At 45.4% G+C, this 12,760-nt stretch carries 10 protein-coding genes; 1 reads left to right on the top strand and 9 read right to left on the bottom strand.

Features of this window, described 5'->3' with window-relative positions:
- Nucleotides 1–31 precede the first annotated feature (31 nt).
- From NQ489_RS06500 to ppdK, 8 genes are all read right to left on the bottom strand, one after another.
- Nucleotides 32–826 carry an aminotransferase class IV gene (locus NQ489_RS06500; RefSeq protein WP_021650993.1) on the bottom strand — a complete coding sequence of 265 codons (795 nt, stop codon included), beginning with the start codon at nt 824–826 and terminating at the stop codon, nt 32–34.
- A gap of 86 nt (nt 827–912) precedes the next feature.
- Complete coding sequence (gene pabB, locus NQ489_RS06495) at nt 913–2,334, bottom strand: aminodeoxychorismate synthase component I (RefSeq protein WP_021650995.1); 1,422 nt, start codon at nt 2,332–2,334, stop codon at nt 913–915.
- 4 nt (nt 2,335–2,338) lie between these two features.
- Nucleotides 2,339–2,926 carry an anthranilate synthase component II gene (locus tag NQ489_RS06490; protein ID WP_044961185.1) on the bottom strand — a complete coding sequence of 196 codons (588 nt, stop codon included), beginning with the start codon at nt 2,924–2,926 and terminating at the stop codon, nt 2,339–2,341.
- Nucleotides 2,927–3,079: 153 nt separating this feature from the next.
- A complete protein-coding gene (locus NQ489_RS06485) occupies nt 3,080–3,289 on the bottom strand; it encodes a DUF1858 domain-containing protein (protein ID WP_021650997.1) in 210 nt (69 codons plus the stop codon).
- Nucleotides 3,290–3,433: 144 nt separating this feature from the next.
- Nucleotides 3,434–4,771, bottom strand: coding sequence for an MATE family efflux transporter (locus tag NQ489_RS06480; protein ID WP_021650998.1), 1,338 nt, complete (start codon nt 4,769–4,771; stop codon nt 3,434–3,436).
- Between the two features lie 62 nt (nt 4,772–4,833).
- Nucleotides 4,834–5,298: a GtrA family protein gene (locus NQ489_RS06475; protein ID WP_044961189.1), complete on the bottom strand. Its 465-nt coding sequence runs from the start codon at nt 5,296–5,298 to the stop codon at nt 4,834–4,836.
- 141 nt (nt 5,299–5,439) lie between these two features.
- Nucleotides 5,440–6,492, bottom strand: coding sequence for a 16S rRNA (cytosine(1402)-N(4))-methyltransferase RsmH (gene rsmH / locus NQ489_RS06470; protein WP_044961218.1), 1,053 nt, complete (start codon nt 6,490–6,492; stop codon nt 5,440–5,442).
- 194 nt (nt 6,493–6,686) lie between these two features.
- Nucleotides 6,687–9,317, bottom strand: coding sequence for a pyruvate, phosphate dikinase (gene ppdK, locus NQ489_RS06465; protein ID WP_015525819.1), 2,631 nt, complete (start codon nt 9,315–9,317; stop codon nt 6,687–6,689).
- Nucleotides 9,318–9,588: 271 nt separating this feature from the next.
- On the opposite strand from ppdK, the gene NQ489_RS06460 reads away from it, so the two are divergent.
- A complete protein-coding gene (locus NQ489_RS06460) occupies nt 9,589–10,467 on the top strand; it encodes an aldose 1-epimerase family protein (protein ID WP_015525818.1) in 879 nt (292 codons plus the stop codon).
- Between the two features lie 90 nt (nt 10,468–10,557).
- On the opposite strand, the gene NQ489_RS06455 is transcribed toward NQ489_RS06460, so the two are convergent.
- Nucleotides 10,558–12,738, bottom strand: coding sequence for an alpha-galactosidase (locus NQ489_RS06455; protein ID WP_021651003.1), 2,181 nt, complete (start codon nt 12,736–12,738; stop codon nt 10,558–10,560).
- Nucleotides 12,739–12,760 lie beyond the last annotated feature (22 nt).

Below are 12,760 nucleotides of genomic sequence, written 5' to 3'. Positions count from 1 at the left end.
TTTCCTGAATGTGATAGTTTCGCAATAACATTTATCTGATTTGTTTCCTATTCGCAGTATCTCTGACCATCTTCCGATATCTTCTCATCAGCTCCCTTGTCACTTTGTCTTCCTCAAACCGGATTCCTCCGATCTGACGCACCGGCATGATTCCCATCAGGGAATTGGTGACAAAGCATTCCTGATACCATTTAAGATCCTGAACATAGATATAGGTTTCTTCCACCTCTTCCGTGTCACAGAGATATTCACGGAGGATTCCCGGGAGAAGTCCGCAGCTGACTTTTGGTGTATAGATCATGCCATTTCGCACAAAGAATACATTACTTACTGTCCCTTCCGATATCTGTTTCTTTGTATTCAGAAACAACCGTTCATCCATTCCTGCTGCTGTAGCATTACGTTTTTCCAGGATACAATCTCCGTAATTCATGGTTTTGTGATATACAAGAGGTGATGTTTCATTTCGTTTTACCTTGCTGACATCCATGATAAAGCCTTTTTCATAATTCTCCGGCGTATAATGATTGGCACGAAGAGAATACACTACATTTTCCTTTGTAAGCATAAGCTTCAGCGCACAGTGTTCCAGTCCGTCAAATTCTTTCTGCACCTCCGGGCGTTTTTTTTGTTCTTCCAGATATTCTTCGATCCTCCCGGCTGTGATCCCACGCACTGCCGGATCACCCAGCTTCAGGAAATCTGCCGCTCGTTCCAGTCTTTTCAGATGCTTTTCCAGAAGTATGGGGGTTCCCTTTTCTATTCCTATGGTCTCAAATGCTCCCAGACCGAACTGAAAACATTCATCTAAGGTTATGTTGTTCATTTCCTTTGACCTCCTTATGAAGTGTCCCTGTCAGATTCTCTGATCTGTCCACAGAGCCTTTCACTTTTACCGTTCTGTATGTTTCTCTACTGCAGTGCATCCAGGATCGCTTTCGCCTTCTGCAGAGTCTCCTCATACTCAAATTCCAGATCTGACTCTGCTGTGATCCCGCCGCCGACACCAAGGTGATATTTTCCGTCTTTATGAAGGGCTGTACGGATCACAATATTGAAATCGCAGCTTCCGTCCAGTGTCAGGTAGCCGATAGAGCCTGTATAAAGATTTCTCTTTCCGTGTTCCAGCTCGTCAATGATCTCCATGGCACGGTATTTCGGCGCACCGGTAATAGAACCGCCGGGGAATGCAGCTTCCAGAAGATCCATAACATTTTTTCCTTCTTCCAGTTTTCCTTCAATATCCGATACCAGATGAAAAACCGTAGCGTATGCTTCCACTGTAAAAAGCTCGGTTACCTTCACGCTTCCCGGTGTACATACCCGGTTCAGATCATTTCGCTCCAGGTCTACGATCATAAGAAGTTCACTCTTATCTTTTCCGGAATCCTGAAGCTCCCGACGGAGCATTTCATCTTCCTCAGATGTTACGCCACGTTTTCTTGTTCCCTTTATAGGACGGGTATTTACATGACGGTCTTTCATCTTCAGAAAACGTTCCGGAGATGCACAGACGATCTGATAATCTCCGAAATCCAGATATCCGCCGAAAGGAGACGGATTATTTTTCCGAAGATCATAAAAAACATCCAGAGGTGGTTTTTCGCTTTCAATGGTCAGCTGCTGCGTCATATTGGCAATATAGATATCGCCCTCTATAATATAGCGGATCATCCGATCTACTGCCTGTTTGTATTCTTCTTTCTCAAAGTTGGGATGAACCTGGATCCTGAATTTCTCACGGTGAGAATTTTCCGTGACCATCTTGTTTCCGGATTCCTTTTTTTCCCCTGTTTCCGATCCTTCCTGTTTCCCCGCCTCTGTAAATTCCCGGATTGCTTTTTCCATCGCTCTGATTTCTGCTGCAGCGTCTGCACTGATTCCGTTTGACACAAGATAGGTTCTTTTTTCCTGACAGTCTTCTATGATAAAACAGTCATAAAACGTCAGAACTGCCTCCGGAACAGTCACAAGATCCTTTTCTCCGGATGGTACTCCCATCTGTTTTCTTCCGTAATCATAGGAAAAATATCCTACTGCACCGGATACGATGGGAAGTCCGCTGTTATTTTTGTCTTCATGGGTATTTAAATATTCCCGCATATAGTCTTCAAAGGTTGTTTCTGTTTCCGGCCTTCCGTTGATAGTAAAGTTCTCTCCGTCCTTTACCAGCTTCAGATACGGACATCTTCCGATCACAGAATAATGTCCCAGCTCATTGACAAGGGAGGAATCCAGAAACGCTGCTCCGGGTTCTCCCTCGTAGATCCGAAAAATGTCCACTGCCGGGATATATGGGGTCAGTTCTTTTATTCTTCGCTGATTTTTGTACATATTTTTACTCCTCCTTCTGAAAATTCTCCGCGATCCTGCAAAAATTCTCAAGAAGCTCATGTCCATATTCCGTAAGAACGGCTTCCGGATGGAATTGCACACCATAGATAGGCAATGCTTTATGGGAAATTCCCATAACAGCACCATCATCAGAAAGCGCATCCACCTGATACTCCTCCGGAATGCTGTCTTCCCGCACGATCAGGGAATGGTATCTTGTCACCTTGTATTTCTCAGGCAGGCCTGCAAACACTCCTGTTCCATGGTTGTGGATCTCTGTTACTTTTCCGTGCATGGGACACACGCCCTTTTCCACTACTGCTCCCGCGCAGTGGCCGATCACCTGATGGCCCAGACAGACACCAAGAACAGGAATCCTTCCCTGAAATCTTTTTACGGTATCTACGCAGAGCTTCGCATCCCAGGGACGCTTCGGTCCCGGAGAAAGGATGATTCCTTCCGGGTTCAGCTCCTCCAGCTCCTCCAGGGTGATCTCGTCGCAGCGTCTGACCAGGATCTCTCTTCCAAGTTCCTGAAAATATGCCTTGAGATTATAAACAAATGAATCGAAATTATCGATCATCACATACATGCTTTTTTCCTCCATATCAAGCAGATATTTAAGACTCTCTTTATCGTCTGCTCACAAAAAAAGGGATAACGACGGCATGCCCAAAAGACATGCACAGTCGTTATCCCCTTGCGGTCCGTAATCTGTACGTTCTAATATAAATTGTACTGCTGATTATTTCTGTTTCTTGGTTTCCTCATAATGATGGATGTCTGCCAGTACAGCGTTTACATCAAGTCCGTGTACCATACATGCCTCCTCAAGAGACTCACCGATAGAAGACGGACAGCCGATACAGTGCATTCCTTCCTGCATAAGAATGTATGCAATCTTCTCATCGTATGCAAGCATCTCGCCCATTGTTGTTTCCTTTGTGATTTCCATGATCTATATTCTCCCTTCTGGATCTGTAATCTTACCCGGAATCCCGGTTTCCTGGTTTTTTCCGCAGTTATAATATCATTATAACTGTATCTTCCATAATTGCAAGCCTAAATTTATTCTTTTCATTTTCTGTATTATACCCACTCAGGCAGCAGTTTCCTTTTTTCCCCTGCTCCACTTTTTCATCACATAAATATAATACGGGATCAGAGGGATCAGCGCTGCGATCCATGCGGCAGGATCTGCCAGACATACACCTGCAAAACTTGTTTTTCCTGCAACAAACATAACGATCGCACTTCTTGCCGCCAGTTCAAACACACCGCCCAGCATGGGAACCAAGCCATATCCCAGTCCCTGAAGTCCGTTTCGGTAGAGGAAGATACTTCCAAGGAACGGATATGCCCAGAATACCGTATGAAAATAAGTAACAGAAACATTAATAACATCCGTCTGGGATTTGTCAATAAATAGCCAGGTCATGTACTTTCCGAAAAAGAACATAATGATCATAGTGATCACACTCCAGATCAAGATCATGATCTGGGTATATTTCATTCCTGCTTTTACACGGTCCATCTTTCCGGCGCCCCGGTTCTGTCCTACATAGGTTGCCATCGTCGCACCAAAAGCTACAAATACAGTTGCAATGATATTCTGTATTTTTCCCGCAGCGGAAAATCCTGCCATATATACAGAACCGTAAATATTTACCGCACCCTGCACAATAATGGTTCCGATCGCTGTGATGGAAAACTGAAGTCCCATGGGAATACCAAGGGCCAGCAGATAACGGAAGCTGGTAAAAGAAACTTCAAAGTTTTCTTTCTTCAGATGCAGGATCGGGAACTTTTTGATAATATAGATCAGGCAGCAGACTGCGGAAATTGCCTGCGCGATAACCGTAGCATAGGCACAGCCTTCCACTCCCATCCCGATTTTTACAATAAACAGAATATCCAGGAACACATTGATCACTGCCGAAATGATCAGAAAATACAGCGGAGATTTTGAATCTCCAAGTGCACGGAGAAACGCTGCCAGTGAATTATATGCCGCTGTTACGATCAGGCCTGCATAAATAATTCCCATATATCCCTTCACAGATCCCATCAGATCCTCCGGTGAATTCATCAGCCGCAGAATCGGTTCATTCAAAGCCTCAAAGCCAATGGTCATCACAATGGCAAAGGCTGCTGCCAGATAAATGGACATAGCTACGTAATGACGCATCTTATCATATTGCTTCGCCCCGAACCACTGGGATACCAGAATGGCAAAGCCACTGCTCAGTCCGTTAAGCCATCCGGTAACAAAAAACATCAGTGAACCGGTGCTTCCGATTGCAGCCAGCGCATCTACTCCCAGGAACTGACCCGCAACAATGGAATCCGCAATGTTATAAAACTGCTGAAAAATATTTCCGAGACACATGGGAATCATAAACCGGATGATCAGGCTCACCGGATTTCCCACGGTCATATCATTGGTCTTGTCCTTTGTCAATTTCAGTCCAACTCCTTTTCCACAAATATAACTATCTTTTATTTTTTAAAAACAATCAATTTACTGATCACATAATTCAATACGATCACAACCACCTGAGCAACAAGTTTCACTGCCATGCTGTTAAATCCAAGCCAGGTGATAAATACCGCAAGGATTGCTTCCTCCACAATCAGCGTAAAGAGCCGGCCTCCGAAAAACGAAGCCATCTGCTTTAAAAATCCGGCGGCGGAATCCACCTGCCCGTCGAATACCCATGTCCTGTTTGTAAAATACTGGAACAGTACGCAGACCACCCAGCAGATCACATTGGCAATCAGCGCATTCATGCCCAGGCCCTTATCCAGCCATGCATACAATGCAATGTTCAGAAAAAATGTGAGCCCTCCAAAGAACAGATACATCAGAACTTCCTTATGTTTCTTATAAAAAGGTTCCAATATATTCAGCACCGGAAGATGCATCAGTTTATCAAAAATGTCCTTCTTTTCCTCCACATCCATATCCTTTCTCCTATTCAGTTTAAACCATAGCTTTATCATATGTAAACTTATATAACATAGCAAAAAAAATCCCGAATGTCAACGCATTCCAGGATTTTTCTGTTTCTGTATTTGTATCAGAACTGCTCTTTCACTCTTCACTCAGGCCTTCACAGCCCAGCGCATCTTCGTGGATCTGGCGCGCCCATTCTGTGCACATTCCTGTGCGGAAGGACGGATCACATCTTTTGAATATTCGGAATAGATGCCGTCTTTATAACCCTGCTTTAAGGCTTTCTTTACCAGCTTATCCTCTCCGGAATGGAAGGTAAGGATTGCTACACGGCCGCCTGGCTTCAGCGCTCCGGGAAGTTTTTCCATAAAATCATAGAGGACCTCGAATTCCCGGTTCACATCAATACGCAGTGCCTGGAAAACTCTCTGGCATGTTTTTTTCACCGTGTCTTTCCTCTCTTTTTCAGGAAGGAAAGACAATGTCTTCTCAATGACTTCACGAAGCTTCGTAGTGGTATCTATGTGGTTTCCTCTTCGGATCTCATCTGTGATGGCCTTCGCGATCTCCTCACAGTACGGCTCATCGGAATTCTCATCCAGCATTCCGGCAAGCTCTTCTCTTGAAATGGTATCCAGACGCTGTGCTGCGCTGATCCCGGTTTCCTGGTTCAGCCTTAAATCCAAAGGACCATCCACCTTAAAGGAAAACCCTCTCTTGGGATTGTCGATCTGCATAGAAGACACCCCAAGATCCGCAAGGATAAAATCAAAGCCTCCAACTTCCTCTGCGATCTCATCAATGGTGCAAAAATTCTGGAGTTTAATTGTCAGGATATCTTCTCCGAATCCCTGCTCTGCCAGACGTTTTCTTGTCTTGGCAGATTCTTCCGGGTCCACATCCGTGGCGTACATGTGTCCCTGACCTCTCAGACATTCCAGCATGGCCTTTGTATGCCCACCGTAACCAAGTGTAGCATCAAATCCAACCTGTCCCGGCCTGATCTCCAAAAAATCAATGATCTCTTTTACCATAATGGAAATATGCATTCCAGCCGGTGTGTTTCCCTTGCTGATCACATGTTCAATGGTATCCTTATACTTTTCAGGCTGAAGCTCTTTATATTTCTCCTCGAATTTCTTCGGATATTTTCCTTTATATCGTACACGTCTCTTATGAGGTGTCTGTGATTCCTGATTCATAAAATTCTCCTTATCCTCCGGCTTTATCTGCCCTGTTTCTTTCATGATACCATGAATCCTATTTTTCGTAAACCGTCGGAATACTTCAAAAAATATCATAAAGAAAAAAAGCCTCTGACAATCTGTATTTCTACAGACTGCCAGAAGCTTTATATATGCTCAGACTGAAACTTCAGCCTGAAATGTATTCTTACTTATGCGTTCTTCTTAGCGATTGCTGCCTGTGCTGCTGCAAGACGAGCGATCGGTACACGGAACGGTGAGCAGGATACATAGTCAAGTCCGATCTCGTTGCAGAACTCTACGGAAGACGGATCTCCACCGTGCTCACCGCAGATACCTACGTGAAGTTTCGGGTTAACCGGTTTTCCAAGCTCGATAGCCATCTTCATAAGTTTGCCGACACCTGTCTGGTCAAGCTTAGCAAATGGATCGTTCTCGAAGATCTTAGCATCATAGTATGCGTTAAGGAACTTACCAGCATCATCACGGGAGAATCCGTATGTCATCTGTGTAAGGTCGTTTGTACCGAAGCAGAAGAAGTCAGCCTCTTTAGCGATATCATCAGCTGTAAGAGCTGCTCTCGGGATCTCGATCATAGTACCAACCTCGTACTCAAGGTCAGAACCAGCTGCTTTGATCTCAGCATCTGCTGTCTCTACAACGAATTTCTTAACATATTTAAGCTCTTTGATGTCACCAACAAGCGGAATCATGATCTCCGGTTTGATGTTCCAATCCGGATGATTCTTCTTAACGTTGATAGCTGCGCGGATAACAGCGCTTGTCTGCATCTTAGCGATCTCTGGATAAGTAACAGCAAGACGGCATCCACGATGTCCCATCATCGGGTTGAACTCGTGAAGGGAAGCGATGATTGTCTTGATCTGCTCTACAGTCTTGCCCTGAGCATCAGCCAGTTTCTTGATGTCCTCTTCCTCTGTAGGAACGAACTCATGAAGTGGCGGATCAAGGAAACGAATTGTTACAGGATTTCCTTCAAGTGCCTCATAGAGTTTCTCGAAGTCTCCCTGCTGCTCCGGAAGGATCTTAGCAAGTGCTGCTTCTCTCTCCTCTACTGTCTCAGAGCAGATCATCTCACGGAATGCATCAATTCTGTTGCCCTCAAAGAACATATGCTCTGTACGGCAAAGACCAATTCCCTCTGCACCAAGCTCACGAGCTTTCTTAGCATCAGCAGGAGTATCAGCATTTGTACGAACTTTCATTGTTCTGTACTTGTCAGCCCATCCCATGATACGTCCGAACTCACCAGCGATCTTAGCATCTACAGTCGGGATAAGTCCGTCATAGATGTTACCTGTTGTACCATCAATGGAGATTGCATCTCCTTCATGGAACTCTTTACCAGCAAGTGTGAATTTCTTGTTCTCCTCATCCATAGCGATATCGCCGCATCCGGATACACAGCAGGATCCCATACCACGAGCAACTACAGCTGCGTGAGATGTCATACCACCACGAACTGTCAGGATACCCTGAGCAGCTTTCATACCTGTGATATCCTCTGGGGATGTCTCAAGACGAACAAGAACAACTTTCTCTCCTCTTGCAGCCCACTCAACAGCGTCCTCTGCAGAGAATACGATCTTACCGCAAGCAGCTCCTGGAGAAGCACCAAGACCTTTACCCATCGGTGTAGCAGCTTTAAGAGCAGCTGCATCGAACTGCGGATGAAGAAGTGTATCAAGGTTACGAGGATCGATCATTGCAACAGCCTCTTCCTCAGTTCTCATTCCCTCATCAACGAGGTCACAAGCGATCTTAAGAGCAGCCTGTGCAGTTCTCTTACCATTACGTGTCTGAAGCATATACAGTTTACCATGCTCTACAGTAAACTCCATATCCTGCATGTCTCTGTAATGTTTCTCAAGAGTCTCGCAAACCTGTTTGAACTGTACGAATGCTTCCGGGAACTTCTGCTCCATCTCGGAGATGTGCATAGGTGTACGAACACCAGCAACTACGTCCTCGCCCTGTGCATTGGTAAGGAACTCACCGAACAGACCGTTAGCACCTGTAGCAGGGTCACGTGTGAAGGCAACACCTGTACCACAGTCATCACCCATGTTACCGAATGCCATCATCTGTACGTTAACAGCTGTACCCCAGGAATATGGGATATCGTTGTCACGACGATATACGTTCGCACGTGGGTTGTCCCAGGAACGGAATACGGCTTTGATTGCGCCTACCAGCTGCTCCTTCGGATCAGTTGGGAAATCAGAACCGATTTTAGATTTATACTCAGCTTTGAACTGGTCAGCAAGCTCATGCAGGTCAGCAGCTGTAAGCTCAACGTCCTGCTTAACACCTCTCTTAGCTTTCATCTCATCGATGAGCTCCTCGAAGTATTTCTTACCAACTTCCATAACTACGTCAGAGTACATCTGGATGAATCTTCTGTAGCAGTCCCAAGCCCAACGCTCATTGCCGGATTTCTCAGCAAGAGTGTTAACAACTTCTTCATTTAAACCAAGGTTGAGGATTGTGTCCATCATACCTGGCATAGATGCTCTCGCACCAGAACGAACGGATACAAGCAGAGGATTTTCTTTGTCACCGAATTTCTTACCGGTAACTCCTTCCATCTTGGTAATTGCTTCCATGATCTGAGCCATGATCTCATCGTTGATGGATCTGCCATCCTCGTAGTACTGTGTGCAGGCCTCTGTTGTGATTGTGAAGCCCTGCGGTACAGGAAGACCGAGGTTTGTCATCTCAGCAAGGTTGGCACCTTTGCCGCCCAGAAGATTTCTCATAGTAGCATTACCTTCTGTAAACATGTAAACCCATTTTGCCATTTTACATTTTCCTCCTAATTATTGTTCTTTAAAACATAAAAAATGTATGTTTTCTACGCACATAATTATTTTATAGATTTATCCTTCATTAGTCAAGGTTATTCTTCCAAAAAACAGCAATTTCTCTTGTGAAATATGACAGATTTTCCAGTTATATTTTTCACAGATTGTATTTTTCTCGTTATCATCTGAAAAATGTGCTAAAATAGAAAAAAACATGCAGCAATTCCGAGGTAATATTACCCGAATGCTGTCATACAGGAGGTTTATCATGACACGAACGATTGAAAATAGCTTTCTTAAGATTTCCGTTTCCGATCACGGTGCTGAACTCACCGGCATCTATGACAAGACTAATGACAGGGAGATCCTCTGGCAGGCAGATCCGGCTTACTGGAAACGCCATGCGCCTGTACTTTTTCCCAACGTGGGACGTAACTACAAAGATATCTGGCGTCTGAACGGAAAGGAATATCCTTCCAGCCAGCACGGCTTTGCAAGAGACAGCGATTTTATCTGCACGGATATCACCGATACTTCCCTTTCCTTTGTCCTTAAGTCCTCTGAAGAAACCCTGAATGTTTATCCGTTTGCTTTCGCTCTGAAGATCACCTACACTCTGAAGAAGCACGACCTGGAAGTATGCTGGGAAGTAGTTAATAATGATTCTGAAACTATGTATTTTACCATCGGCGGCCATCCGGCATTCCGTGTTCCGGTACGTGAAGGCGAATCCCAGAGTGATTACCGTCTTGCTTTTGAAGGCCTGGACACTCTTACCTATCTCCTTATCGATACGTCTGTAGGAACAGTCCTTGCTGACGAGCCACATACACTTTCCCTTGAAAACGGAACCTGTTCCATTGCTCCTCACATGTTTGATAAAGACGCTCTTGTTTTTGATAACGGCCAGATCCAAAAGGCCGGTATCCTCTTCCCGGACGGAACTCCATATCTGACACTTACCAGTGAGGGCTTCCCGAATTTCGGTATCTGGTCCGTACCCGGTGCTCCCTTCGTATGCCTGGAGCCGTGGATGGGACGCTGTGATGACTGTGGTTTTGAAAAGCCTCTTTCCGAAAAAGCAAATATCAATGTGCTGAAACCGGATGAGGAATTTATCAAGAGCTATCAGATCACCGTACACTGAGCTATGATAAAAAAAGATCCGCCATACATCGGCTTTTTCAGCTGTCTGTATGACGGGTCCTTTTATTTATCTTACTGTCTCAATACGCTCTTATTCTCTCACAAAATGATACTGATAAGCTCTGTACTCCCCAAACTCTGCAGGAAGCGGCATTCCACCATGCATCAGAGCAGCTCCGGAATAGATTCTGCCGGTAGTCTGTTCCTTATAAAGTGCACTCTCATCAAGGCCGCGAAGCTGCACATAATTCACAGTCATATTTCCATGGATCTCCTCCATGACAACATTGAGCAGAACTTCTTCCTGAGAATTTCCAACGATTTCCCATGCACAGACCTCACTCTTAAACGGATCTGTCAGGCGATAGTACCGTCCGTTCTGGATCAGTGGCGCATATTTACGGAATTCCCCGATCTGGCTGCGGACCTCATCTTTTTCTTCCTCAGTCAGCTTCAGAAGATCCAGCTCGTAGCCGAAGGTTCCGGACATAGCAACCACACCTCTGGTATGTAACGGAGTGATCCTTCCTGTCTGATGGTTCGGCACTGCAGATACATGTGCTCCCATGGCCGATACCGGATATCCGAAGGAAGTGCCATACTGGATCCGAAGCCTGTCAATAGCATCAGAGTTGTCGCTGCACCAGATCTGCGGTGTGTAATACAGCATACCTGCGTCAAATCTTCCGCCGCCGCCGCTGCAGCCCTCGATCAGAAGATCCGGATAACGGTTCACCATACGGTCCAGAAAATCGTACAATCCCAGGACATAATCATACATTACACGTCCCTGATCCTTGGTCATTACGGAAAATACATCCATCAGGCTTCGATTCATGTCCCATTTAACGTACTCAATATTGGCATTATCCAATACCGCACTGATCTGTCCGAAGATTCCGTCTACAACTTCTTTTCTGGAAAAATCAAGTACCAGCTGATTTCTGGATCTCACTGGTTTTCTTCCCGGAATCGTAAGTGCCCAGTCCGGATGCTCACGGTAAAGATCACTGTCCTCAGAGATCATCTCAGGCTCGATCCAGATACCGAATTTCACTCCAAGGTCATTGACTCTTTTTACCAGTCCGCCGAGAGTCTCTCCAAGCTTCTTCTCATTGACATACCAGTCCCCAAGACCACTGTTGTCATCGTCACGTTTTCCAAACCAGCCGTCATCCAGAACCAGCATATCGATACCAAGGCTCCTTGCCTCTTTTGCCAGATTATATAAAGTCTCCCCTGTAAAATCAAAATATGCTGCCTCCCAGCTGTTTACCAGCACCGGACGGACCTCTGTCTTATATTTACCACGGCAGATATGATGACGGATGCAACTGTGCAGATTCTGGGAAAGACGGTTCATTCCCTGATCTGTGTAGCTTAAGATCACCTCAGGTGCATAGAAGGTCTCCCCGGCTTCCAGCGGATACCGGAAGCACTCCTCCTGTACACCAAGGAGCATTCTTGTCTGATTGTACTGATCTTTAAGAACCTCACCCTGGAAATTTCCACTATATACAAAGGACATAGCATAGCAGCCTCCATGATCCTCTGTTGTGTCCTTCTCTGCCAGGATCATCATCGGATTATACTGATGGCTGGATGTGCCACGGACACTGCCGATCATCTGACTTCCATGAGCCACCGGTACTCTCTGCAGATTCCGCTCCATGGCATGTCTTCCGTAAAAAGTAAGCAGGTCATAATCTCCGTAAAGAAAATCCAGTTCTGCGGACATCACCTTGTTCACATAGATCTTCTCACTGCTCTGATTGCGGATATAGACGCTTCTTGTAATGATATCCAGTTCCGGAAGTACACCGTAAAGAAGCATGGCCTCCACGCCGGTAGCCGGATCCTCCAGTACGATCTCCAGAGTCTGTGCCTCATCATTATCTGCATAAACCGCCGGAAGCCCCGGAAGGCTGTATTTGCCGTCACGGATAGTATAGTTCTTGTAACGCATATCACAGCTCATGCTTCCGTCACCGTTTTCCAGCATCAGTGATGCACTGCGGAAATCTCCGTTTCCGTAGCAGGAAAGCTCCTGCGGAAGAGAGTCCATGGAATAGGTTCTGTCTGTTCCCACATCATAGGGATTTCCGGAAAATCCTCTGTCATAGTAAGTCAGAAGATAATCCATGCAGCCTTCTGCCTTTTTACCATAATAGAGATGAAGAAGAAATCCGTACTGATCCACCTGCATCTGATATGTAGTTTCTTTTGTCTGCAGGGTAAACGTTCTGTCTTTCTCGCAGTAGATGATTCCCATATGTGAATCCTCCTTTTTCTTG

The sequence above is a fragment of the Blautia sp. KLE_1732_HM_1032 genome (genome assembly GCF_025147905.1).
Taxonomy (GTDB): Bacteria; Bacillota; Clostridia; order Lachnospirales; family Lachnospiraceae; genus Blautia_A; species Blautia_A fusiformis.
Note: the sequence above shows the minus strand (reverse complement) of the source record. Positions and strands in the feature narration are given on the sequence as shown.

Bases quoted from the DNA above. Each gene is read 5' to 3' on its own strand.
- NQ489_RS06500 (WP_021650993.1), bottom strand. From the start codon at position 826: ATGAACAACATAACCTTAGATGAATGTTTTCAGTTCGGTCTGGGAGCA.
- pabB (WP_021650995.1), bottom strand. From the start codon at position 2,334: ATGTACAAAAATCAGCGAAGAATAAAAGAACTGACCCCATATATCCCG.
- NQ489_RS06490 (WP_044961185.1), bottom strand. From the start codon at position 2,926: ATGTATGTGATGATCGATAATTTCGATTCATTTGTTTATAATCTCAAG.
- NQ489_RS06485 (WP_021650997.1), bottom strand. From the start codon at position 3,289: ATGGAAATCACAAAGGAAACAACAATGGGCGAGATGCTTGCATACGAT.
- NQ489_RS06480 (WP_021650998.1), bottom strand. From the start codon at position 4,771: ATGACCGTGGGAAATCCGGTGAGCCTGATCATCCGGTTTATGATTCCC.
- NQ489_RS06475 (WP_044961189.1), bottom strand. From the start codon at position 5,298: ATGGATGTGGAGGAAAAGAAGGACATTTTTGATAAACTGATGCATCTT.
- rsmH (WP_044961218.1), bottom strand. From the start codon at position 6,492: ATGAATCAGGAATCACAGACACCTCATAAGAGACGTGTACGATATAAA.
- ppdK (WP_015525819.1), bottom strand. From the start codon at position 9,317: ATGGCAAAATGGGTTTACATGTTTACAGAAGGTAATGCTACTATGAGA.
- NQ489_RS06460 (WP_015525818.1), top strand. From the start codon at position 9,589: ATGACACGAACGATTGAAAATAGCTTTCTTAAGATTTCCGTTTCCGAT.
- NQ489_RS06455 (WP_021651003.1), bottom strand. From the start codon at position 12,738: ATGGGAATCATCTACTGCGAGAAAGACAGAACGTTTACCCTGCAGACA.